This is a genomic window from Streptomyces sp. NBC_00554, assembly GCF_041431135.1.
In the GTDB taxonomy this organism is placed as follows: domain Bacteria; phylum Actinomycetota; class Actinomycetes; order Streptomycetales; family Streptomycetaceae; genus Streptomyces.
The window spans coordinates 4,077,423-4,099,913 of the sequence record NZ_CP107799.1 but is presented as its reverse complement, the minus strand read 5'-3'; the positions used below and the strand labels follow the sequence as shown (position 1 = coordinate 4,099,913).

General features: G+C 65.6%; 32 protein-coding genes. 29 read left to right on the top strand and 3 right to left on the bottom strand.

Features of this window, described 5'->3' with window-relative positions:
• Positions 1 to 20: 20 nt before the first annotated feature.
• From rplB to truA, 29 genes are all read left to right on the top strand, one after another.
• A complete protein-coding gene (gene rplB / locus OG266_RS17650; RefSeq protein WP_043676819.1) occupies positions 21 to 857 on the top strand; it encodes a 50S ribosomal protein L2 in 837 nt (278 codons plus the stop codon).
• Positions 858 to 869: 12 nt separating this feature from the next.
• On the top strand, positions 870 to 1,151 hold the full coding sequence (gene rpsS / locus OG266_RS17645) for a 30S ribosomal protein S19 (protein WP_266456015.1): 282 nt from the start codon (positions 870 to 872) through the stop codon (positions 1,149 to 1,151).
• 42 nt (positions 1,152 to 1,193) lie between these two features.
• Positions 1,194 to 1,541: a 50S ribosomal protein L22 gene (gene rplV / locus OG266_RS17640; protein ID WP_266456014.1), complete on the top strand. Its 348-nt coding sequence runs from the start codon at positions 1,194 to 1,196 to the stop codon at positions 1,539 to 1,541.
• On the top strand, positions 1,541 to 2,395 hold the full coding sequence (gene rpsC, locus OG266_RS17635) for a 30S ribosomal protein S3 (protein WP_371546742.1): 855 nt from the start codon (positions 1,541 to 1,543) through the stop codon (positions 2,393 to 2,395). Before rplV ends, rpsC begins: the two co-directional genes overlap by 1 nt.
• A gap of 5 nt (positions 2,396 to 2,400) precedes the next feature.
• Positions 2,401 to 2,820, top strand: a complete 420-nt coding sequence (gene rplP, locus OG266_RS17630; RefSeq protein WP_099500627.1) for a 50S ribosomal protein L16 — start codon at positions 2,401 to 2,403, stop codon at positions 2,818 to 2,820.
• Positions 2,820 to 3,044, top strand: a complete 225-nt coding sequence (gene rpmC / locus OG266_RS17625; protein WP_003998824.1) for a 50S ribosomal protein L29 — start codon at positions 2,820 to 2,822, stop codon at positions 3,042 to 3,044. The genes rplP and rpmC overlap by 1 nt, the downstream gene beginning before the upstream one ends.
• Complete coding sequence (rpsQ, locus tag OG266_RS17620) at positions 3,044 to 3,328, top strand: 30S ribosomal protein S17 (protein WP_266455996.1); 285 nt, start codon at positions 3,044 to 3,046, stop codon at positions 3,326 to 3,328. Before rpmC ends, rpsQ begins: the two co-directional genes overlap by 1 nt.
• Positions 3,329 to 3,431: 103 nt before the next feature.
• Positions 3,432 to 3,800, top strand: coding sequence for a 50S ribosomal protein L14 (rplN, locus tag OG266_RS17615; protein WP_003992364.1), 369 nt, complete (start codon positions 3,432 to 3,434; stop codon positions 3,798 to 3,800).
• 2 nt (positions 3,801 to 3,802) lie between these two features.
• On the top strand, positions 3,803 to 4,126 hold the full coding sequence (rplX, locus tag OG266_RS17610) for a 50S ribosomal protein L24 (protein ID WP_266455993.1): 324 nt from the start codon (positions 3,803 to 3,805) through the stop codon (positions 4,124 to 4,126).
• Positions 4,126 to 4,683, top strand: coding sequence for a 50S ribosomal protein L5 (gene rplE, locus OG266_RS17605; protein ID WP_266455990.1), 558 nt, complete (start codon positions 4,126 to 4,128; stop codon positions 4,681 to 4,683). Before rplX ends, rplE begins: the two co-directional genes overlap by 1 nt.
• 5 nt (positions 4,684 to 4,688) lie before the next feature.
• A complete protein-coding gene (locus OG266_RS17600) occupies positions 4,689 to 4,874 on the top strand; it encodes a type Z 30S ribosomal protein S14 (RefSeq protein ID WP_261705331.1) in 186 nt (61 codons plus the stop codon).
• A gap of 207 nt (positions 4,875 to 5,081) precedes the next feature.
• On the top strand, positions 5,082 to 5,480 hold the full coding sequence (gene rpsH / locus OG266_RS17595) for a 30S ribosomal protein S8 (protein ID WP_081218894.1): 399 nt from the start codon (positions 5,082 to 5,084) through the stop codon (positions 5,478 to 5,480).
• Positions 5,481 to 5,504: 24 nt separating this feature from the next.
• Positions 5,505 to 6,044, top strand: a complete 540-nt coding sequence (gene rplF / locus OG266_RS17590) for a 50S ribosomal protein L6 (RefSeq protein WP_266455979.1) — start codon at positions 5,505 to 5,507, stop codon at positions 6,042 to 6,044.
• 3 nt (positions 6,045 to 6,047) lie between these two features.
• Positions 6,048 to 6,431 carry a 50S ribosomal protein L18 gene (rplR, locus tag OG266_RS17585; protein WP_168510320.1) on the top strand — a complete coding sequence of 128 codons (384 nt, stop codon included), beginning with the start codon at positions 6,048 to 6,050 and terminating at the stop codon, positions 6,429 to 6,431.
• A gap of 41 nt (positions 6,432 to 6,472) precedes the next feature.
• Complete coding sequence (gene rpsE, locus OG266_RS17580; RefSeq protein WP_006376045.1) at positions 6,473 to 7,078, top strand: 30S ribosomal protein S5; 606 nt, start codon at positions 6,473 to 6,475, stop codon at positions 7,076 to 7,078.
• Complete coding sequence (gene rpmD / locus OG266_RS17575) at positions 7,078 to 7,260, top strand: 50S ribosomal protein L30 (protein ID WP_006376032.1); 183 nt, start codon at positions 7,078 to 7,080, stop codon at positions 7,258 to 7,260. Before rpsE ends, rpmD begins: the two co-directional genes overlap by 1 nt.
• A 2-nt stretch (positions 7,261 to 7,262) precedes the next feature.
• Positions 7,263 to 7,718: a 50S ribosomal protein L15 gene (gene rplO / locus OG266_RS17570; RefSeq protein WP_266455972.1), complete on the top strand. Its 456-nt coding sequence runs from the start codon at positions 7,263 to 7,265 to the stop codon at positions 7,716 to 7,718.
• Positions 7,719 to 7,962: 244 nt separating this feature from the next.
• A complete protein-coding gene (secY, locus tag OG266_RS17565) occupies positions 7,963 to 9,276 on the top strand; it encodes a preprotein translocase subunit SecY (protein WP_266455968.1) in 1,314 nt (437 codons plus the stop codon).
• A complete protein-coding gene (locus tag OG266_RS17560; RefSeq protein WP_266455961.1) occupies positions 9,276 to 9,932 on the top strand; it encodes an adenylate kinase in 657 nt (218 codons plus the stop codon). The genes secY and OG266_RS17560 overlap by 1 nt, the downstream gene beginning before the upstream one ends.
• An 838-nt stretch (positions 9,933 to 10,770) precedes the next feature.
• The gene (locus OG266_RS17555; protein WP_371546732.1) at positions 10,771 to 11,976 is read left to right on the top strand and encodes a hypothetical protein; all 1,206 of its coding nucleotides are present in this window, start codon (positions 10,771 to 10,773) and stop codon (positions 11,974 to 11,976) included.
• Positions 11,977 to 12,261: 285 nt separating this feature from the next.
• Positions 12,262 to 12,618 carry a hypothetical protein gene (locus tag OG266_RS17550; protein WP_371546730.1) on the top strand — a complete coding sequence of 119 codons (357 nt, stop codon included), beginning with the start codon at positions 12,262 to 12,264 and terminating at the stop codon, positions 12,616 to 12,618.
• Between the two features lie 179 nt (positions 12,619 to 12,797).
• Complete coding sequence (map, locus tag OG266_RS17545) at positions 12,798 to 13,634, top strand: type I methionyl aminopeptidase (protein ID WP_266455953.1); 837 nt, start codon at positions 12,798 to 12,800, stop codon at positions 13,632 to 13,634.
• Positions 13,635 to 13,775: 141 nt separating this feature from the next.
• Positions 13,776 to 13,997 (top strand): translation initiation factor IF-1, encoded by a 222-nt coding sequence (gene infA, locus OG266_RS17540; protein ID WP_003948620.1) that lies wholly within the window; start codon positions 13,776 to 13,778, stop codon positions 13,995 to 13,997.
• Between the two features lie 57 nt (positions 13,998 to 14,054).
• Positions 14,055 to 14,168: a 50S ribosomal protein L36 gene (gene rpmJ / locus OG266_RS17535; protein ID WP_003998809.1), complete on the top strand. Its 114-nt coding sequence runs from the start codon at positions 14,055 to 14,057 to the stop codon at positions 14,166 to 14,168.
• A 207-nt stretch (positions 14,169 to 14,375) separates the two neighbouring features.
• Positions 14,376 to 14,756 (top strand): 30S ribosomal protein S13, encoded by a 381-nt coding sequence (gene rpsM / locus OG266_RS17530; RefSeq protein ID WP_266455950.1) that lies wholly within the window; start codon positions 14,376 to 14,378, stop codon positions 14,754 to 14,756.
• A gap of 69 nt (positions 14,757 to 14,825) precedes the next feature.
• Complete coding sequence (rpsK, locus tag OG266_RS17525) at positions 14,826 to 15,230, top strand: 30S ribosomal protein S11 (protein ID WP_006376016.1); 405 nt, start codon at positions 14,826 to 14,828, stop codon at positions 15,228 to 15,230.
• 113 nt (positions 15,231 to 15,343) lie between these two features.
• Positions 15,344 to 16,366, top strand: a complete 1,023-nt coding sequence (locus OG266_RS17520) for a DNA-directed RNA polymerase subunit alpha (protein WP_019055532.1) — start codon at positions 15,344 to 15,346, stop codon at positions 16,364 to 16,366.
• 177 nt (positions 16,367 to 16,543) lie between these two features.
• Positions 16,544 to 17,062 carry a 50S ribosomal protein L17 gene (gene rplQ, locus OG266_RS17515; protein ID WP_266455946.1) on the top strand — a complete coding sequence of 173 codons (519 nt, stop codon included), beginning with the start codon at positions 16,544 to 16,546 and terminating at the stop codon, positions 17,060 to 17,062.
• Positions 17,063 to 17,144: 82 nt separating this feature from the next.
• A complete protein-coding gene (gene truA, locus OG266_RS17510; protein ID WP_266455944.1) occupies positions 17,145 to 17,990 on the top strand; it encodes a tRNA pseudouridine(38-40) synthase TruA in 846 nt (281 codons plus the stop codon).
• 56 nt (positions 17,991 to 18,046) lie between these two features.
• On the opposite strand, the gene OG266_RS17505 is transcribed toward truA, so the two are convergent.
• The 3 genes from OG266_RS17505 to OG266_RS17495 are packed head-to-tail and all read right to left on the bottom strand — an operon-like array spanning position 18,047 to position 22,486.
• Complete coding sequence (locus tag OG266_RS17505; RefSeq protein WP_371546716.1) at positions 18,047 to 20,074, bottom strand: acyltransferase family protein; 2,028 nt, start codon at positions 20,072 to 20,074, stop codon at positions 18,047 to 18,049.
• A gap of 51 nt (positions 20,075 to 20,125) precedes the next feature.
• Positions 20,126 to 21,223 carry an NDP-sugar synthase gene (locus OG266_RS17500; RefSeq protein WP_266455940.1) on the bottom strand — a complete coding sequence of 366 codons (1,098 nt, stop codon included), beginning with the start codon at positions 21,221 to 21,223 and terminating at the stop codon, positions 20,126 to 20,128.
• A 15-nt stretch (positions 21,224 to 21,238) separates the two neighbouring features.
• Positions 21,239 to 22,486, bottom strand: coding sequence for a hypothetical protein (locus OG266_RS17495; protein ID WP_266455939.1), 1,248 nt, complete (start codon positions 22,484 to 22,486; stop codon positions 21,239 to 21,241).
• Positions 22,487 to 22,491: the final 5 nt, after the last annotated feature.

Sequence of the window (22,491 nt, the reverse complement as noted above, 5' to 3'; positions counted from 1 at the left end):
TATCGGACGAGGACTGAGAAATGGGAATCCGCAAGTACAAGCCGACTACGCCGGGCCGCCGTGGCTCCAGCGTCGCCGACTTCGTCGAGGTCACGCGGTCCACGCCGGAGAAGTCGCTGGTTCGCCCCCTGCACAGCAAGGGCGGCCGTAACAATTCCGGTCGTGTGACCGTTCGCCACCAGGGTGGCGGACACAAGCGCGCCTACCGCGTCATCGACTTCCGTCGCCATGACAAGGACGGCGTGCCGGCGAAGGTCGCGCACATCGAGTACGACCCCAACCGCACCGCGCGCATCGCGCTGCTGCACTACGCGGACGGCGAGAAGCGTTACATCCTCGCCCCCCGCAACCTGTCGCAGGGCGACCGCGTCGAGAACGGTCCTGGGGCCGACATCAAGCCGGGCAACAACCTGGCGCTCCGCAACATCCCGGTCGGTACCACGATCCACGCGATCGAGCTCCGTCCGGGTGGCGGCGCCAAGTTCGCCCGCTCCGCCGGCGCCTCGGTGCAGCTGCTCGCGAAGGAGGGCACCATGGCCCACCTCCGCATGCCCTCCGGTGAGATCCGTCTGGTCGACCAGCGCTGCCGCGCCACGGTCGGCGAGGTCGGCAACGCCGAGCAGAGCAACATCAACTGGGGTAAGGCCGGCCGCAAGCGCTGGCTGGGCGTCCGCCCGTCCGTTCGCGGTGTGGCGATGAACCCGGTTGACCACCCGCACGGTGGTGGTGAGGGCAAGACCTCCGGTGGTCGCCACCCGGTCTCCCCGTGGGGTCAGAAGGAGGGTCGTACTCGCTCGCCGAAGAAGGCTTCGAGCAAGTACATCGTCCGCCGCCGCAAGTCGAACAAGAAGCGCTAGGAGCGGGTTTAGATGCCGCGCAGTCTCAAGAAGGGGCCCTTCGTCGACGACCACCTGATCAAGAAGGTGGACGTACAGAACGAAGCCGGCACCAAGAACGTCATCAAGACCTGGTCCCGTCGCTCGATGATCATCCCGGCCATGCTCGGTCACACGATCGCGGTGCACAACGGCAAGATCCACATCCCGGTGTTTGTCACCGAGTCGATGGTCGGCCACAAGCTCGGCGAGTTCTCGCCGACGCGCACCTTCCGGGGTCACGTCAAGGACGACCGGAAGACGAAGCGCCGCTAGCGCGGGGTGGAATCGACCATGACAGACACTGGAAGGACAACCATGGAAGCCAGGGCCCAGGCGCGGTACATCCGCGTTACGCCCATGAAGGCCCGCCGTGTGGTGGACCTTATCCGTGGCATGGATGCCACGGAGGCTCAGGCGGTCCTGCGTTTCGCCGCGCAGGCCGCGAGCGTGCCGGTTGGCAAGGTGCTCGACAGCGCCATCGCCAACGCCGCGCACAACTACGACCACACCGACGCCGGCAGCCTTGTCATCTCTGAGGCGTACGTCGACGAGGGTCCGACCCTGAAGCGGTTCCGTCCGCGCGCCCAGGGCCGTGCCTACCGGATCCGCAAGCGGACCAGCCACATCACCGTGGTCGTCAGCAGCAAGGAAGGAACCCGGTAATGGGCCAGAAGGTTAACCCGCATGGGTTCCGGCTCGGCATTACCACGGACTTCAAGTCCCGTTGGTACGCCGACAAGCTGTACAAGGACTACGTCAAGGAAGACGTCGCCATCCGTCGGATGATGACGTCCGGCATGGAGCGCGCCGGCATCTCGAAGGTTGAGATCGAGCGCACCCGTGACCGTGTGCGTGTGGACATCCACACCGCGCGTCCCGGCATCGTCATCGGCCGCCGTGGCGCCGAGGCCGACCGCATCCGCGGCGACCTCGAGAAGCTCACGGGCAAGCAGGTCCAGCTGAACATCCTCGAGGTCAAGAACCCCGAGACGGACGCTCAGCTGGTTGCTCAGGCCGTTGCCGAGCAGCTGTCCTCCCGCGTCTCCTTCCGGCGTGCCATGCGTAAGAGCATGCAGTCGTCGATGAAGGCCGGCGCCAAGGGCATCAAGATCCAGTGTGGTGGACGTCTCGGCGGCGCCGAGATGTCCCGCTCGGAGTTCTACCGCGAGGGCCGTGTGCCCCTGCACACGCTCCGCGCGAACGTCGACTACGGCTTCTTCGAGGCCAAGACGACCTTCGGCCGCATCGGCGTGAAGGTCTGGATCTACAAGGGCAACGTCAAGAACATCGCCGAGGTCCGCGCCGAGAACGCCGCTGCCCGTGCGGGTAACCGCCCGGCGCGCGGTGGCGCGGGTGGCGGCGGTGACCGCCCGGCCCGTGGTGGTGCCCGTGGTGGCGAGCGTGGCGGCCGCGGCCGCAAGCCGCAGCAGCAGTCCGCGCCGGCAGCCGAGGCCCCCAAGGCCGCCGCTCCCGCCGCCGCTGCCGCTCCGGCTGAGAGCACCGGAACGGAGGCCTGACCGACATGCTGATCCCTCGTAGGGTCAAGCACCGCAAGCAGCACCACCCGAAGCGCCGTGGTCAGGCCAAGGGCGGTACGCAGGTCTCGTTCGGCGAGTACGGCATTCAGGCCCTCACGCCGGCTTACGTGACCAACCGCCAGATCGAGGCGGCGCGTATCGCGATGACCCGCCACATCAAGCGTGGCGGCAAGGTCTGGATCAACATCTACCCGGACCGCCCGCTGACCAAGAAGCCTGCCGAGACCCGCATGGGTTCCGGTAAGGGTTCGCCCGAGTGGTGGGTCGCGAACGTGCACCCGGGCCGGGTCATGTTCGAACTGTCCTACCCCAACGAGAAGATCGCCCGTGAGGCCCTTACTCGCGCAGCCCACAAGCTGCCGATGAAGTGCCGGATCGTCAAGCGCGAGGCAGGTGAAGCGTGATGTCGGCCGGTACCAAGGCGTCCGAGCTGCGCGAACTGGGTGACGAGGAGCTTCTCGCGAAGCTTCGCGAAGCCAAGGAAGAGCTGTTCAACCTCCGCTTCCAGGCGGCGACCGGTCAGCTCGAGAACCACGGGCGGCTCAAGGCCGTCCGCAAGGACATCGCGCGGATCTACACCCTGATGCGTGAGCGCGAGCTGGGCATCGAGACGGTGGAGAGCGCCTGATGAGTGAGAACAACGTGACCGAGACCGCTGAGGCTCGTAGCTTCCGTAAGACCCGTGAGGGTCTCGTCGTCAGCGACAAGATGGACAAGACCGTCGTCGTCGCTGTCGAGGACCGCGTCAAGCACGCGCTGTACGGCAAGGTCATCCGCCGTACCAGCAAGCTCAAGGCCCACGACGAGCAGAATGCCGCCGGCATCGGCGACCGCGTCCTCCTGATGGAGACCCGGCCGCTGTCCTCGACGAAGCGCTGGCGCATCGTCGAGATCCTCGAGAAGGCCAAGTAATTACCTGAGGGGTTTCCCTCAGGTTGGTTCCGCCAGGCTCGGGGCGGGGTCGCCGTAAAGGCCGACCCCGCCCCGGGAACCGGCAGACAATCAGGAGATAGACGTGATCCAGCAGGAGTCGCGACTGCGTGTCGCCGACAACACTGGTGCGAAGGAAATCCTTTGCATCCGTGTGCTCGGTGGCTCCGGTCGCCGCTACGCGGGCATCGGCGACGTCATCGTCGCCACCGTCAAGGACGCGATCCCCGGCGGCAATGTGAAGAAGGGTGACGTCATCAAGGCGGTCATCGTTCGCACCGTCAAGGAGCGCCGCCGTCCGGACGGCTCGTACATCCGCTTCGACGAGAACGCCGCTGTCATTCTCAAGAACGACGGCGACCCTCGTGGCACCCGTATCTTCGGCCCGGTGGGCCGGGAGCTGCGCGAGAAGAAGTTCATGAAGATCATCTCGCTCGCGCCGGAGGTGCTGTAAGCATGAAGATCAAGAAGGGTGACACGGTTCAGGTCATCACCGGCAAGGACAAGGGCAAGCAGGGCAAGGTCATTGCGGCCTACCCCCGCGAGGACCGCGTCCTGGTCGAGGGTGTCAACCGGGTCAAGAAGCACACCAAGGCCGGCCCGACCGCAAAGGGTTCGCAGGCCGGCGGCATCGTCACGACCGAGGCGCCCGTCCACGTCTCCAACGTCCAGCTGGTCGTTGAGAAGGACGGCAACAAGGTCGTCACGCGTGTCGGTTACCGCTTCGACGACGAGGGCAACAAGATCCGCGTTGCCAAGCGGACGGGTGAGGACATCTGATGGCTACCACCACGACTCCGCGTCTCAAGACGAAGTACCGCGAGGAGATCGCGGGCAAGCTGCTTGAAGAGTTCGCGTACGCGAACGTCATGCAGGTTCCCGGCCTCGTCAAGATCGTGGTCAACATGGGTGTCGGCGACGCCGCCCGTGACTCGAAGCTCATGGACGGTGCCGTCCGTGACCTGACCACGATCACCGGTCAGAAGCCGGCCGTCACCAAGGCCCGCAAGTCCATCGCGCAGTTCAAGCTGCGTGAGGGTCAGCCGATCGGTGCCCACGTCACGCTCCGTGGCGACCGCATGTGGGAGTTCCTGGACCGCACCCTGTCGCTCGCGCTTCCGCGCATCCGCGACTTCCGTGGTCTGTCCCCCAAGCAGTTCGACGGCCGTGGCAACTACACCTTCGGTCTCACGGAGCAGGTCATGTTCCACGAGATCGACCAGGACAAGATCGACCGCGTCCGGGGTATGGACATCACCGTGGTCACCACGGCGACCAACGACGCTGAGGGCCGCGCCCTTCTCCGTCACCTCGGCTTCCCCTTCAAGGAGGCGTAACCGAGATGGCGAAGAAGGCTCTGATTGCCAAGGCTGCTCGTAAGCCCAAGTTCGGCGTACGTGGCTACACGCGCTGCCAGCGCTGCGGCCGTCCGCACTCCGTGTACCGCAAGTTCGGCCTGTGCCGCATCTGCCTTCGTGAGATGGCTCACCGTGGCGAGCTGCCGGGCGTGACCAAGAGCTCCTGGTAATCCCTTAGTTGGGATTACCCGAGGCTCTCGGTAAGCAATGGGTCGGTAAGGTGCCCTGCTCTCCATGGCTTAGGCTAGGAGGGTTGGGCGCCTGCCGCCCGTACGACTTACTACGCCGTAGGTCCCCGCACCGCACCCGTCCCGCCACTGAGTGGGGAGAGGGATGGCGCACTGGAAACCCCGGCGAGAGAGGCCGAAGGCCAATTCATGACCATGACTGATCCCATCGCAGACATGCTTACTCGTCTGCGTAACGCGAACTCGGCGTACCACGACGATGTCGCGATGCCGCACAGCAAGATCAAGTCTCACATCGCGGAGATCCTCCAGCAGGAGGGCTTCATCACCGGCTGGAAGGTCGAGGACGCCGAGGTCGGCAAGAAGCTCGTCCTCGAGCTGAAGTTCGGCCCGAACCGTGAGCGCTCCATCGCGGGCATCAAGCGGATCTCGAAGCCGGGTCTGCGTGTGTACGCGAAGTCCACCTCCCTGCCCAAGGTGCTCGGTGGCCTCGGCGTGGCGATCATCTCCACGTCGCACGGTCTCCTCACTGGACAGCAGGCCGGCAAGAAGGGCGTAGGCGGAGAAGTTCTCGCCTACGTCTGGTAGCGGAAGGGAACGGAGGAAAAAGCTATGTCGCGTATTGGCAAGCTCCCCATCACGGTTCCCGCCGGCGTGGACGTCACCATCGACGGCCGTACGGTCCAGGTGAAGGGCCCCAAGGGCTCTCTCTCCCACACCGTCGCGGCGCCTATCGATGTCGCCAAGGGTGAGGACGGCATTCTCAATGTCACCCGCCCGAACGACGAGCGTCAGAACAAGGCCCTGCACGGCCTGTCCCGCACGCTGGTGGCGAACATGATCACCGGCGTGACCCAGGGTTACGTGAAGAAGCTCGAAATCAGCGGTGTCGGTTACCGCGTCCTGGCGAAGGGCTCCAACCTGGAGTTCTCGCTCGGCTACAGCCACTCGATCACGGTCGAGGCGCCCGAGGGCATCTCGTTCAAGGTCGAGAACCCGACGCACTTCTCGGTCGAGGGCATCGACAAGCAGAAGGTCGGAGAGGTTGCGGCCAACATCCGCAAGCTGCGGAAGCCCGACCCGTACAAGGCCAAGGGTGTCAAGTACGAAGGCGAAGTCATCCGCCGCAAGGTCGGAAAGGCGGGTAAGTAAGCCATGGCATACGGTGTCAAGATTGCTAAGGGCGACGCTTACAAGCGTGCTGCCATCAAGCGTCGTCACATCCGGATCCGTAAGCACATCTCGGGTACGGCTGAGCGTCCGCGCCTGGTCGTGACGCGCTCCAACCGCCACATCGTGGCCCAGGTCATCGACGACGTTAAGGGTCACACCCTGGCGTCGGCGTCGACCCTGGACACGACCGTCCGCGGTGCCGAGGGCGACAAGTCCGCGCAGGCCAAGTCGGTCGGCGCCCTGGTTGCCGAGCGCGCCAAGGCCGCCGGTGTCGAGGCTGTCGTATTCGACCGTGGTGGAAACCAGTACGCCGGGCGCATTGCCGCTCTGGCGGACGCCGCCCGCGAAGCCGGACTCAAGTTCTGAGTCGGTTCCGTAGCTAGCGGAAACAGAGAGAGGTAATTCCAATGGCTGGACCCCAGCGCCGCGGAAGCGGTGCCGGTGGCGGCGAGCGGCGGGACCGGAAGGGTCGCGACGGTGGCGCAGCTGCCGCCGAGAAGACCGCCTACGTTGAGCGCGTTGTCGCGATCAACCGCGTTGCCAAGGTTGTGAAGGGTGGTCGTCGCTTCAGCTTCACTGCGCTCGTCGTAGTGGGCGATGGTGACGGCACCGTCGGTGTCGGTTACGGCAAGGCCAAGGAGGTGCCGGCCGCGATCGCCAAGGGTGTTGAAGAGGCCAAGAAGCACTTCTTCAAGGTCCCCCGTATCCAGGGCACCATCCCGCACCCGATCACGGGCGAGAAGGCCGCGGGCGTCGTCCTGCTCAAGCCTGCTTCCCCCGGTACCGGCGTTATCGCCGGTGGCCCGGTGCGTGCTGTCCTGGAGTGCGCCGGCGTTCACGACATCCTGTCGAAGTCGCTCGGCTCGTCCAACGCGATCAACATCGTGCACGCGACTGTGGCGGCCCTCAAGGGCCTGCAGCGTCCCGAGGAGATCGCGGCCCGCCGCGGTCTGCCCCTCGAGGACGTCGCCCCCGCGGCTCTGCTTCGTGCACGTGCGGGAGCGGGTGCGTAATGGCTCGCCTCAAGGTCACGCAGACGAAGTCGTACATCGGCAGCAAGCAGAACCACCGTGACACCCTGCGGTCCCTTGGTCTCAAGGGGATCAACACCGTGGTCGTCAAGGAGGACCGCCCCGAGTTCCGCGGAATGGTTCACACCGTCCGCCACCTCGTGACGGTTGAGGAGGTCGACTGAACATGGGTGAGAACAACCCGCTCAAGATCCACAACCTCCGTCCCGCCCCGGGCGCCAAGACCGCCAAGACCCGTGTGGGTCGTGGTGAGGCGTCGAAGGGTAAGACGGCTGGTCGTGGTACCAAGGGCACGAAGGCCCGTTACCAGGTTCCGGAGCGCTTCGAGGGTGGCCAGATGCCCCTCCACATGCGTCTTCCGAAGCTCAAGGGCTTCCGGAACCCGTTCAAGACCGAGTACCAGGTCGTGAACCTCGACAAGCTGGCGTCGCTGTACCCGGAGGGTGGCGAAGTCACTGTCGAGGGGCTCGTCGCCAACGGTGCGGTTCGCAAGAACAGCCTCGTCAAGGTCCTCGGCCAGGGCGAGATCACCGTGGCGCTGCAGGTGACGGTTGACGCCGTCTCCGGCTCCGCCAAGGAGAAGATCACCGCCGCCGGCGGTACCGTCACCGAGCTCGTCTGAATTCTCCAGGCGTCTCGATGACTTGAGCGATCCCAGCCGGGGATGCCCCACAAAAGGGGCATCCCCGGTTGGTCGTTCCAAGGGGGGCAGTGTCGCCGGTAAGGTGGCCTGCGCTGCCGAATTTCGTCCGGTGCGTCTCAAGGGAACTCCGGGCGGCCTTTGACTGTTGGTTAGCTGTCAGATATCCGTCGAACCTCAAGACCGTCACCTCTGACGCAGTAGCGCGGGGGTCGCAGGAGGCACCGTGCTCACCGCGTTCGCCCGGGCGTTCAAGACGCCCGACCTGCGCAAGAAGCTGCTCTTCACGCTCGGCATCATCGTGGTCTATCGGGTGGGTACGCACATCCCGATCCCGGGTGTCGACTACCAGAACGTGCAGACCTGTATCGAAGTGGCCAAGGGCAACCAAGGTCTGTTCGGTCTGGTCAACATGTTCAGTGGTGGCGCGCTGTTGCAGATCACGATCTTCGCGCTGGGCATCATGCCGTACATCACGGCGAGCATCATCCTCCAGCTGCTGACCGTGGTGATCCCGCGCCTGGAAGCCCTGAAGAAGGAGGGCTCGGCCGGCACCGCGAAGATCACGCAGTACACCCGCTACCTGACGGTGGCGCTGGCCATCCTCCAGGGCACCGGCCTGGTCGCGACCGCTCGCAGCGGCGCGCTCTTCAGCGGCTGCCAGGTGGCCACCGAGATCGTGCCCGACCAGTCGATCTTCGTCACCATCACGATGGTCATCACCATGACCGCCGGTACGGCCGTCGTCATGTGGCTCGGTGAGCTCATCACCGACCGCGGCATCGGCAACGGCATGTCGATCCTGATGTTCATCTCGATCGCCGCGACCTTCCCGGCCGCCCTGTGGTCCATCAAGACCTCGGGCACGCTGGCCGACGGCTGGATCGAGTTCGGCACGGTCATCCTGGTCGGCCTGGTCATGGTCGGCCTGGTGGTCTTCGTCGAGCAGGCTCAGCGCCGGATCCCGGTCCAGTACGCGAAGCGCATGATCGGCCGCCGGTCCTACGGCGGCACGTCGACGTACATTCCGCTGAAGGTCAACCAGGCGGGCATCATCCCTGTGATCTTTGCCTCGTCGCTGCTCTACATCCCGGCTCTGATCGCACAGTTCTCCAGCGGAACGTCCAGCTGGAAGACCTGGATCGAGACAAACCTGACCAAGGGTGACCACCCGATCTACATCACGGTCTACTTCTTGCTGATCGTTTTCTTCGCCTTCTTCTACGTGGCCATCTCCTTCAACCCCGAAGAAGTAGCCGACAACATGAAGAAGTATGGTGGCTTCATCCCGGGCATCCGGGCCGGCCGGCCGACCGCTGAGTACCTGGGATACGTACTCAACCGGATCACGTGGCCGGGTTCGCTGTATCTGGGTCTGATCGCTCTCGTGCCGACGATGGCGTTGGTCGGGTTCCAGGCGAACCAGAACTTCCCGTTCGGCGGGACCAGCATCCTGATCATCGTGGGTGTCGGTCTGGAGACGGTGAAGCAGATCGAGAGCCAGCTCCAGCAGCGCAATTACGAAGGGTTCCTCCGCTGATGCGAATCGTCCTCGTCGGGCCGCCTGGCGCCGGAAAGGGTACGCAGGCCGCGTTCCTCGCCCAGAACCTGTCGATCCCGCACATCTCCACGGGCGACCTGTTCCGCGCCAACATCAGTCGGCAGACGGAGCTCGGCAAACTGGCGAAGTCCTACATGGACAAGGGCGAGCTGGTACCGGACGAGGTCACCATCGCGATGGCCAAGGACCGCATGGAGCAGCCGGACGCGGAGAACGGCTTCCTGCTCGACGGCTTCCCTCGTAACGTCTCGCAGGCCGAGGCGCTCGACGAGATGCTGAAGAACGAGGGCATGAAGCTCGACGCCGTGCTGGACCTCGAGGTCCCCGAGGACGAAGTGGTCAAGCGGATCGCCGGCCGCCGCATCTGCCGGAACGACTCGGCGCACGTTTTCCATGTCACGTACAAGGCGCCGAAGCAGGAAGGCGTCTGCGACGTCTGCGGCGGCGAGCTGTACCAGCGTGACGACGACTCCGAGGCCACCGTGCGTACGCGCCTGGAGGTCTACCACACGCAGACCGAGCCGATCATCGACTACTACAAGGCGCAGGGCCTGGTGGTCACTATCTTGGCGCTCGGCAAGGTGGAAGAGGTCACGGCTCGCGCGATGGAGGCGCTTCAGCGCGACGAGGACTGACTAGGGTCTGTTCTGGGTTCGGATCACGAGAAGGCCGGACCCGTCGACCGTGAGAACGCCCGTCCCGGGGGCTTCCTGCCCCCGGGACGGGCGTTTTCGTGCGCCCCTGAGCCTGCCGGTCGCCGCGGGGCCCCGTACCGCCGGGGCGGGCGTTGCGGCGGTACGGGGCCCCGCCCTGATGCGGCTCCACGGTCACGGTGACCGCGTGCGCGCCCATGATCGCGCGAGAGAACGCCGTCACGGGGTATTGGTAGTCGTCCTGGAGCCGGTCGGCCATGGCATGGGCCTGCTCCCACGCCGTGCCGGTCTCGCCGCTCCGGGCAGCGGTGTACCCCGCCTCGAAGGTGAGAGCTCCCGCCACGGCGAGGACATCATCCGAGGCATCTGGCAGGAGCGGTTCGAGATGCATCAGGGTCTTGAAGTTCACTGCCCTGACCGGGATCAAAGCGCCGGGCCGACGTTGCCGAGGCATTCCTCAACTCCGCCGCACTTGTTCGGTCCGCCGCCAGTTATGAGCCCGCACGCGGTGTCAGATCGCTGTATAACCGGAACCCCTCCGTCAGGTCGACCCATAGAGGCTGTGGCGTAGATCACTCCCGACGGTGCGCTCTTACTCAATGTGTTCTCGGCGAGTTCAAATCTGTTCATGTATGTCCAGATTGCCGTGTGGTCGGCGCTCGCCCCTGCATGAAGGCCCCCCGTCTGGTCACCTTCCGTGAGGGCTATGCAAACCTCAGGGAAACCTCAAATTCACTTTCCGCTTGATCACCCTCGCCTAGGGTCCTGTTCAGCCGGACTGAATCCGAAATCCAGTCTTCTTTCCTGTGGGGGTACAGACGTGAAACCCGGACAGTTGGTCCGCGAGGATGTCGAGGGTGCTTCGGAGGGGATGCGCCACGACATAAGCGGGTCGATGTCCGGTGTGCGGCGTCGGAAGGTGCGCCGTTTCGTGATGGCCGGCATCGGTACGGTTCTCGTCGGGGCGGGCATTGCAGCGGCACTCGTCGCAACCAATGGTCAGGAAGAGGAAGAGCCCGTAGGTCGTCCCGCGGGCGTGGCGGCGCATCCGGATCAGTCGCCGCCGACGCAGTTCATAGCCGCAGGGAATGTCGCCGTCTCGGCGTACTACACGGTGAAGTCGGAGAAGCGGGCGAACGGTGACGGAGCCCTTGTCTTCAATTGGAACCTCCTGAACTCGACCACGGATCGGTACGAGGAAACGGACTGGGCTTGGCTCGATGTGGCGCCGGGGATGAAGACCGCAGCGGTCTTGGAGGGTGGCCTGCCGGTCCACCGCATTGGAATCGTGGATCTGGCCACCGGCAAGGTGGAACGGTGGATAAAGACGGACCAGGGCGTTGGCGGTGTGCAGTTCTCGCCGGATGGCAAGCGTCTGGTCGCAACCACCTATGACATCAATCCGGAGGGGCTCTTCAAGGACGCGTCCTACCGGCTGAACGGCAAGATAGTGCCGGGGTCGAAGCCGAGCCGTACGGGGTTCTATGTCATCGATGCCGCCTCTGGTCAGGCGGATTTCAGCGCGCGCCCGCCCAGGAAGGGTGACGACGGGCTCGTCGTCGGCGGCGGGCGCCAGGACATCGCCTGGAGCCGTGACGGCAAGCTGCTGTGGGAGCCCTGGAGCACCAAGGCGGGCAGGGTCTTCTACAGCGTGGACGGTGAAGAGGTGCCTGTCCCGAAGTCGGAGGAGGAGCTGAGCTCGCCGGGAGCCGTCTCCCCTGACGGGAAGCTGGTAACAGGCCGGTTCGTGGGCGAGGGCGGCCAGATCGTCTCTGAGGTGTTGGACGCCAGGACCGGTAAGCGCGAGGCACTCGTGCCCGGTCAGCAGCTGCTGGCCTGGGCCGACGACGATTGGCTCATCGCCTTCAGGTGCGATCCCGAGCAATGTGAACCCAGTAAGGGTGAGTTCCGAAATCAACTCATTCTTGCCAGCTCGGATGGAAAGGAAGTCATCCCCCTTTCCGGCTTCCGGCCATCTTCCCTCAGCGACCCCAGTCGCTGGACTCCAATCCTTAGTAATCGCTGACCGGATTCGTCGGCTCCGGGAATTCCCGTGGTAGCCGGCACATCGGCCGTAAAGACCTGCCTTGCCGTGCCCGATTGTGTTCCTGACTGCTGCTCGTGTCTTGATTCTTCTGTTTATGAAGAGCCGATTGACGGTGGACATTCAGAATCTTGGTCGGTAGGGTAAATCTAGATCGCTGCGGAACCACACAGAAATGGTGTTCTGCAGACTGTCCGGGTCCTTTTAGGGCTCATGAGAAAAAGGGGTGGGAATCGAATGAATAGGACCATGATTAGACGCGGTGTAATGGCCGCCGCGGCCGCCGCCACGGTGGTTGGTTTCTCGGCCGGTCCGGCTGCAGCGGCGACTGGCAGCCAGATAGTCTCCCTGCCGTCCAGCCGTGGCTACATGTACTACAAGGATGACGGTGATGTATTCACCGTCTGCGACACCTACGCTGACGGCTACGGTGTCACCGGGCAGTTGAAGACCCTCAACAGCACGGGCACCGGAATCGTGACCGTCTTGACCGTCGATGACGGTGGTGACTCTGGCTGTGACTCGAGCACTTACGACATCATCGGCGCCAAGTCGTACAGCATGTGGGTGAACTGGCACGGCAATTCCTCCTGGTACGAGTCCGTGGTGTTCTCCGAGTCCTAAACACTGCGATAACTCTGCGATAGACCGAAGCTCCGGCCGGTGCGGGCGATCAACTGGTGTGCCTGCACCGACCGGGGTTTTGTCGTGCTCGGTGTGACGCGCCACTCCCCGTTCGATGGGTGCCAGTCGCCCGCGTATCCTGGAGCGCCGTGTACCAATGGCAGGAGGCGCAATCCATCATGGTGGAAATCAAGACCCCCGCGCAGATCGCCAAGATGCGTGAGGCGGGCCTGGTCGTCGCCGCCATCCACGCGGCCACGCGTGAGGCGGCCGTGCCCGGTGCCACGACGAAGGATCTGGACGAGGTCGCGCGCAAGGTGCTTGCCGAGCACGGGGCCAAGTCGAACTTTCTCGGGTACGGCGGATTCCCTGCCACCATCTGCACCTCGGCCAACGAGGTCGTCGTCCATGGCATCCCGGACGACAAGACCGTCCTGAAGGACGGCGACATCATCTCCATCGACGCCGGCGCGATCGTCGACGGCTGGCACGGCGATGCGGCATACACCGCGTTCGTGGGCACCGGTCACGCCCCGGAGCTCATCGAGCTCTCCCGGGTGACCGAGGAGTCGATGTGGGCGGGCATCGCCGCGATGAAGCTGGGGAACCGGCTCGTCGACGTCTCCCGCGCCATCGAGACGTACATCCGCCGCCAGCCCAAGGTCGGCGGCGGCCGCTACGGCATCGTCGAGGACTACGGCGGCCACGGCATCGGCACCGAGATGCACATGGACCCGCACCTCCTCAACTACGTCGAGCGCCGACGCGGCAAGGGCCCGAAGCTGGTCCCCGGCTTCTGCCTCGCCATCGAGCCGATGGTCTCCCTGGGCACCCCGAAGACCGAGGTGCTGGAGGATGACTGGACCGTCATTACTACGGACGGCACCTGGTCCTCGCACTGGGAGCACTCTGTCGCGCTGACGGAGGAGGGGCCGCTTGTGCTGACGGCTCCCGACGGTGGGAAAGCGAAGCTGGCGGAGTATGGGATTACGGCCGCGCCGGACCCGGTGGCTTAATGATCTTCGAAGCAGGGCATTCTTCCTCGATTCGTCTTTCCGGGTGCCCTGACGTAGACTGACTCGTCGGCTCTCGTGCACCCGCATGCCTGCATGCGCTCGTACAGAGTCGATCAGGGTAGTCGATTCGAAGGGCGAAGCGTGGCCAAGAAGCAAGGTGCCATCGAGATCGAGGGCACTGTCGTCGAGTCTCTTCCGAACGCAATGTTCAAGGTTGAGCTCCAGAACGGCCACCAGGTTCTGGCACACATCAGCGGCAAGATGCGCATGCACTACATCCGCATCCTCCCTGACGACAGGGTCGTGGTGGAGCTGTCTCCGTACGACCTGACGCGTGGCCGGATCGTCTACCGGTACAAGTAGATCTTGCCTGTGCCCCGCTTCCGCGGGGTGGTGGCACTGACCCGGAGAACCTCACCAATGAAGGTCAAGCCGAGCGTCAAGAAGATCTGCGACAAGTGCAGGGTGATCCGCCGTCACGGCCGGGTCATGGTCATCTGCGAAAACCCGCGCCACAAGCAGCGCCAGGGCTGACGCACGACCGACCTTCTGCATCCGCAGATACTTCGCGCGACGCAAGTAGTACATGTTCATACGCAGAGCCCAGGGCTGAGTTCATCAGGCCTGACACCCCCGGTCGGAGGCTGGGGACCCGGTTCGTACCGAATCTTCGACATGAAGAGGACGGCGGGCGGGAGCCGGTTTTGCGGAAGACCTCCGAACGACAACTGGAGCCATTGAATGGCACGCGTTTCCGGTGTTGACATCCCGCGCGAAAAGCGCGTGGAGGTTGCCCTCACCTACGTGTTCGGCATCGGCCGGACCCTCTCGCAGAAGACGCTGGCCGAGACCGGCGTCAACCCTGACACCCGCGTTCGTGACCTCTCCGAGGAGGAGCTGGTCAGGATCCGCGAGTACGTGGACGCCAACTTCAAGACCGAGGGTGACCTCCGTCGCGAGGTGCAGGCCGACATCCGCCGCAAGGTCGAGATCGGCTGCTACCAGGGTCTGCGTCACCGTCGCGGCCTGCCCGTTCACGGTCAGCGCACCAGCACGAACGCTCGTACCCGCAAGGGCCCGCGTCGCGCGATCGCCGGTAAGAAGAAGCCGGGCAAGAAGTAGTCCACAGCGGACAACGCTTCATCAGCGGTCTTCGCTGTAGGACCGACCACCTCCCCGTAGGAGTAATAGATGCCCCCCAAGGGTCGTCAGGGCGCTGCCAAGAAGGTGCGCCGCAAGGAAAAGAAGAACGTCGCCCACGGGCACGCTCACATCAAGAGCACGTTCAACAACACGATCGTCTCGATCACGGACCCCGCGGGCAACGTGATCTCCTGGGCCTCCGCCGGCCACGTCGGCTTCAAGGGCTCGCGCAAGTCCACCCCCTTCGCCGCGCAGATGGCCGCCGAGTCGGCCGCCCGTCGCGCGCAGGAGCACGGCATGCGCAAGGTTGACGTCTTCGTGAAGGGCCCGGGCTCCGGTCGCGAGACCGCGATCCGCTCCCTCCAGGCCACTGGCCTCGAGGTCGGCTCCATCCAGGACGTCACCCCCACGCCGCACAACGGCTGCCGTCCGCCCAAGCGCCGCCGCGTCTGACGCACGGTTGTCTTAGGTTTCGGGCGGTATGGCCTTTCGGGGCCGTGCCGCCCGTACCCTTGTAGTACTCAAGGGCATCAAATAGTGGGTGCCCATGACTGAAGGATTCCTTCATGCTTATTGCTCAGCGCCCGTCGCTGACCGAAGAGGTCGTTGACGAGTTCCGCTCCCGGTTCGTGATCGAGCCGCTGGAGCCGGGCTTCGGCTACACCCTCGGCAACTCCCTGCGTCGTACGCTCCTCTCCTCGATCCCCGGTGCCGCTGTCACCAGCATCCGGATCGACGGCGTTCTGCACGAGTTCACCACCGTGCCGGGCGTCAAGGAGGACGTCACCGACCTGATCCTCAACATCAAGCAGCTGGTCGTCTCCTCGGAGCACGACGAGCCCGTCGTGATGTACCTGCGCAAGCAGGGCCCGGGTCTGGTCACCGCCGCCGACATCGCGCCCCCGGCCGGTGTCGAGGTGCACAACCCCGACCTCGTCCTCGCCACGCTCAACGGCAAGGGCAAGCTGGAGATGGAGCTGACCGTCGAGCGCGGTCGCGGCTACGTCTCCGCCGTCCAGAACAAGCAGGTGGGCCAGGAGATCGGTCGTATCCCGGTCGACTCCATCTACTCGCCGGTGCTGAAGGTCACGTACAAGGTCGAGGCCACGCGTGTCGAGCAGCGCACCGACTTCGACAAGCTGATCGTCGACGTCGAGACCAAGCAGGCCATGCGTCCCCGTGACGCCATGGCGTCGGCCGGTAAGACCCTGGTCGAGCTGTTCGGTCTCGCCCGTGAGCTGAACATCGACGCCGAGGGCATCGACATGGGCCCGTCCCCCACGGACGCCGCCCTCGCCGCTGATCTCGCCCTGCCGATCGAGGAGCTCGAGCTCACCGTTCGGTCGTACAACTGCCTCAAGCGTGAGGGCATCCACTCCGTGGGTGAGCTCGTCGCCCGCTCCGAGGCCGACCTCCTCGACATTCGCAACTTCGGTGCGAAGTCCATCGACGAGGTCAAGGCGAAGCTCGCCGGCATGGGCCTGGCCCTCAAGGACAGCCCGCCCGGATTCGACCCGACCGCCGCCGCGGATGCCTTCGGCGCGGACGATGATGTGGACGCCGGGTTCGTCGAGACCGAGCAGTACTAAGAGCTCGGGACCGACTGCCGGTTCCTGGGTGCGGGTGCGCTGTGGCTTGTCGCGCAGTTCCCCGCGCCCCTTCCGGGCGCCCCTACGGGGCTGCCCGGATCTCCGACGGGCAGCCGCCCGCTCGGACACTGACCTCGGTACCTGATACGGCCGGGGCAGACACCTAGGAGAAACACCATGCCGAAGCCTGCCAAGGGTGCCCGTCTGGGCGGCAGCGCCGCGCACGAGAAGCTGCTCCTCGCGAACCTCGCGAAGTCGCTCTTCGAGCACGGCCGCATCACCACCACCGAGGCGAAGGCCCGCCGCCTGCGCCCGTACGCGGAGCGTCTGGTCACCAAGGCGAAGAAGGGCGACCTTCACAACCGCCGTCAGGTGCTCACGGTGATCACGGACAAGAGCATCGTGCACACGCTCTTCACCGAGATCGGCCCGCGCTACGAGAACCGTCCGGGTGGCTACACCCGTATCACCAAGATCGGTAACCGTCGTGGCGACAACGCGCCCATGGCTGTCATCGAGCTGGTGGAGGCGCTGACCGTGGCCCAGGAGGCCACCGGTGAGGCCGAGGCGGCGACGAAGCGTGCCGTCAAGGAAGACGTTCTCAAGAAGGACGAGGCCGTCGAGGCCAAGTCCGACGAGGTCGTCGAGGACGCGGCTCCGGCTGACGCCGAGGGCAACGAGTCCAAGGACGCCTGAGCTTCGGCTCGCGTCTGAGCGGGTCCGCCCCTTGCGGGGCGGGCCCGCTTTCGCGTTCACGGCCTCTGGAGAGGATCTGTTGGTGAGTGACGAAGTAGAGCCCGGGTTCGTACGGGTGCGGCTGGACCTGTCGTACGACGGGAGCGGGTTCTCCGGGTGGGCCAAGCAGGCCAGCGGGCGCAGGACCGTGCAGGGGGACATCGAGGACGCCCTGCGGACGGTGACGCGGTCGGGGGAGACCACGTATGAGCTGACCGTGGCCGGGCGGACCGATGCCGGGGTGCATGCGCGTGGGCAGGTGGCGCACGTCGATCTGCCGGAGGCGTTGTGGGCCGAGCACCGGGAGAAGCTGCTGAAGCGGCTCGCCGGGCGGCTGTCCCGGGACGTGCGCGTGTGGCGTGCGGCGGAGGCGCCCGCGGGGTTCAACGCGCGGTTCGCGGCCGTGTGGCGTCGCTACGTCTACCGGGTCGGCGACCAGCCCGGCGGAGTGGACCCGCTGCTGCGCAACCATGTCCTCTGGCACGACTGGGAGTTGGACGTCGCCGCGATGGACGCCGCCGCCAAGTCCCTTGTCGGGGAGCACGACTTCGCGGCGTACGCGAAGAAGCGCGAGGGGGCGACCACGATCCGCGAGATCCTCGACTTCGGGGTGGGCCGGCGCGAGGACGGCATCGTCGAGATCGAGGTCCGCGCCGACGCCTTCTGCCACAACCAGGTGCGTTCCATGGTCGGCGCGCTGCTGTTCGTCGGCGACGGGCACCGTGACGTGGAGTGGCCCCGGCGGGTCCTCGACGCGCACGTCCGGGACAGTGCGGTGCATGTCGTACGGCCGGTCGGGCTGACGCTGGAGGAGGTCGGGTATCCGGCGGACGATCAGCTGGCGGCTCGGCAGGGGCAGACTCGGCGGGTGCGGGTCCGGGGGCAGTGACGGCTTGACGGGGTCCGCTCCGGCCGGGTGGCGGCCGGAGCGGAACGGGTCGCGGGCTACGCCTTGTCGAGTATTTCTTCCAGGGCCGGCTTGAGGAACGGCTTCAGGGTCTTCGAGTACGACGACGTGATGTGGCTGTTGTCGAAGTAGACGACCTGGTCGCCGATCACCGCCGGGCAGACGTCCACCGCGCAGAACGCGGGCGTCGTGTCGATGATCTCCGCACCGTACTTCTCGGCCACCTCACGCTCCATGGCGCGGAACTCCGTGTACTCGAGCGCCTGCCACTCCTTGCGGTTGCAGAGGGAGATGTCGTCGATGTGCGTGGCGAGACAGTCGGGGACGTTCTGCCCGGGCTGCGGGGTGTCCGTCATGTAGACGAGCTTGGCGCCCGTCTCCTTGAACACCTTGAACGAAGCCTCGGCGCCCGACCGGTTCGCCTCCTGGCGGGCTCGGTCGGCGATGACGAGGACGTCGGGCTTGATCTTCTTGAGCTCGGCGAAAGCCGATTCGCGCCAGCTGTCGCACTCGGTGTACTCGCGGTTCACGGTGGGGTTGATGATGCGGTAGATCTGTGGCGAGCAGCCGCCCTTCGATATGGTCACCACCCGCACCCCGAGCTCCTTGCCGATCTCGTGGTAGACGTCGTTCCACTGCCACGCGTGGGAGTCCCCCATGAGGACAAGGGTCTTGGTGCCCTCCGGGTCGCCGGCGACACAGCCGTCCCGCATCTCGAACTTCTTGACGTCGAAGTTGTCGATGCAACCGTGCTTGGCGGAGTTCTTGGGCGTGGACTGCAGAGCGCTCTGCACGGTTGCGGAGAGCTCGGTGCGGTGCACGGCGTCCTCGACCGATGCCTGGCTGGTGAACCCGACCGCGAGCGTGCTCGACGACGATGCGGTCGCCAGGTTCAGCGGGATGATCGTGGCCAGGACCATCGCCCCGGCCGTGCCCGCGGTGGTGAACCCGCCGGTGAAGACGCCCTTCCAGGGGCGCGCCACCAGCTTCACGTTCTTCTTGAACTTGCGCTCGACGGCGTAGTGCAGGACCACAGCCACCAGGAACGACAGGACGGCAACCCGTAGCCGGTCCTGGAAGGTGAACTCCCGGTCGGTGATGGACGGCCAGAGCACCAGCAGCGGCCAGTGGGTCAGGTACCAGCCGTAGCTGACGTTGCCGACGAAGTCGAGGACTGGGTTGTCGATCAGCCGCTCCGCGCCGAACCGGGGATTGGCGCAGCCACCGGCGATGATCATGACGGCGCCGAGCACCGGGCCGGCCACCGCGTACCCCGGCAGCGGCGTCTCGTCGGAGATGAGCATCGCCGTGACGAGCACGGTGCCGAGCCCGAGCCACGAAACGACCGCGGCCACGCCGGTGTTCATGCGGGAGACGAGCGGAGCGGCCAGGGCGAGCAGGACGCCGCAGGCGATCTCCCAGATCCGGGTGTGGGTGCTGAAGTACGCGAGCGGCTGGTTCTCGGCAGTCTGGGACCAGCCCTGATAGAACGATCCGCCGATGACGGCCATGAGGAACAGCGCCACCAGAGCGCGGTTGCGGAAGATCTTGCGGCTGATCCACACCACCACGACCAGGACGAGCGGGGCGACGACGTAGAACTGCTCCTCGATGCCCAGCGACCAGAAGTGCTGATACGGGGACTGCGACCCGTCGTTGGCGAAGTAGTCGGTGCCGGTCTCGACCAGGCGCCAGTTCAGGAAGCTGAGGGAGGCGCTGAGACCGTCCTCCATGTACGCGCGGAACCTGAGCGGACTGCCGTACATCCACGCCAGGGCCGCGGTGCCGACGATGACGAGGGCCATGGGCGGCGTCAGACGCCGGAAACGGCGCGCCCAGAACTTGGTCAGGGACACCTTGCCGGTCTTCTCGATCTCGGCGAAGAGCTGGCCGCCGATGAGGAAGCCGCTCAGCACGAAGCTCACGTCCACGCCACCGTGGATGTCGAGGATGCCGCAGTGCATGCTGACCACCATCATGATGGCTACGGCACGCAGGCCCTGAATGTCGGGCCGATACTTGCGAAGACGCTCTGTCTCCACGGCCGATGTGCGATGGCGGGGCATGTCTCTCCAGTAACTGACTGTCCGGTCAAGTTGTGCGGCAGGTAGGCGACTTCAGTGGGCCGTCAGGCAGGCGGCAGCCGTGCCGCTGACGCGTACTCCTTGGGCGGGAATGCGGATGCCGCACGACAGGCGCAGCTGGGCGGGCAGTTCGTTCTCCGCGCCGATGTGCGCATGGCAGCCCACCACGGCCTCACGGAGGAAGGACTCGCCGCCGATCGAGGAGTCGTGGTCCACCACGGACTCGTGGATCCGGGCACCCTCGGCCACGGTGACGCTCCCGCCGAGGATGGAGCGGTCGACGACCACGCGCGGGCCGATGACGGCGTGCGGACCGATCGTCGAGCCTCCCGTGATGCGGGCGGTCGGGTCGACGGTGGCCGTGGGATGGATCAGGGCCTCGGCCTGCCGCTCCACGAGGGGAGAGGTCACCTTGCCGGTGACCAGGTCGGCGGACCCGTGCACGAATGCCAGCGGCGTGCCGAGGTCGCGCCAGTAGTCCTCCGTGGTGTGACCGAACACGCGCCGCCCCTGGGCGACGAGCTCCGGGAAGGTCTCCTGTTCGACGGAGACCTCGCGGTCGGCCGGGATGGCGTCGAGGACGGACCGGCGGAAGACGTAGCAGCCCGCGTTGATCTGGTCGGTGACGCACTCCTCCTGGGTCTTCGGCTTCTCCAGGAAGGACAGCACCCTTCCGGCCTCGTCGGTGGGCACGAGGCCGAAGGCACGAGGGTCGGATACGCGGGTGAGATGCAGCGTCACGTCCGCTTCCCGCGCCTTGTGCTGCTCCAGTACGTCACGCAGGTCGAGCCCGGACAGGATGTCGCCGTTGAGGATCAGGACGGGCGCGTCCGCCGGACCGCGCAGCAGGCGGCCGGCGTTGCGGATCGCCCCGCCCGTACCGAGCGGGACGCTCTCGACCGCGTAGGAGATCTTCAGGTCCTGGGAGAAGTCCTTGAACTCCTCCTCGAAGAGGCTGGCGAGATACGAGGTGGCGAACACCACGTGCTCGACGCCTGCATCCATCAGCTTGGCTATCTGGTGCCGGATGAAGGAGGATCCCGCGACGTTGAGAAGCGGTTTCGGGGTGTGGTTGGTCAGCGGGCGCAAGCGGGTTCCCTTGCCGCCCACCAGGATGATGGCTTCCTGCATGATTGCCTCGCTCGGTCAGCTGGCGGTGTCGGTGCCAGGGCCTGCGTAATCGGAGGTGAAGCAGGCCTTGATGGCCTTCTCAGTAAGAGGGCGTCCGGCGAAGTCGAGCCGGGAGGCGACCTTGTCGTCGGGCTTGGTGTTCGGGTCGTCGTCGAACCAGATCGACCACCAGTAGACGCCGCTCATCTCTCGTTCCTGGACTACCTGACAGACGGCCTCGTACCAGTTGGCCTGCACCGTCGGGTTCACTGCTCGCTTGGTGTAGAAGTCGCCGGGCGCGTGGTAGGCGCCGTTCATCGCGCCGATGCCGGACTCGGCGATGGTGATGTTGGGCAGCGGTCCTGTGGCCTTCTTGTCCAGCCAGGTGTTCCAGCCGTCGACCAGCGTCGAGACGGACGCGGTGTCCGCGACCTTGACGGGGAAGTAGGCGTCGACGCCGAGGTGGCTGACCGGCATGTTGATGCGGCCGGAGACGTAGTTGTCCCAGTTGGCGTCGTAGGCGACCTCACCGGAGAAGGCCGTCTCGGCGGAGGCGACCAGGGAGTCCCAGCCGGTGTCGCCCTCCAAGGAGTTCAGCTCGGTGCCGATCACAAAGGTGTTCGCCTTCTCTTCCTCGGCGACCTTGAGGTACGGGGTGAGGAACTCCTTGTACGACGCGAACCAGGCGGAGCGCGAGGCGGGTTCGATGTTGCCGCGCCAGCCGGTCGGCGGGTCGAGGGAGGCCTCGTCCATGATCGGGCGGACCGTGGTGCGGAAGCCCGCGTCCTCGAACACCTGCAGCACCCGCTGGAGGCGCTCCGGGGACGGCGTCTTGGCCCCGGCGGAGATCTTGTTGGACGTGGAGTCCCCGGTGAAGTAGGGGAAGGACAGGGACACCGAGTTCGCGCCCAGGCCGATGAGGTACTTGGCCTGCTTGCGGGCCTGGTTCTCGATGAACGTGTCGGAGCGCTTCTTCGTCTCCTCCTCCCAGTAGACCTGTACGCCCCACTGCGCCATGCCGGCCTTCCAGGGCTTGGCGACCTTGAGGCCGTCGCCGGAGGAAGAGGAAGGCGTGGAGGACGAGGGGGAGGACGCGTCCGTCGTATCGGAGGGGTCGTCGGTCGGAGTGCTGGATTCCTCGGGGGCGTCGCCCAGGACGAGCTTGGGCAGGGCCGAGCCCGACTCCCAGCGCACAGGGTGGTCGCCGAGGACGAAGGGGGTGCCCAGCACGATGGTGAGCACGCTCACCGGGAAGATGGCGAGCAGGGGCAGTCGCGAGCGCATGTCAG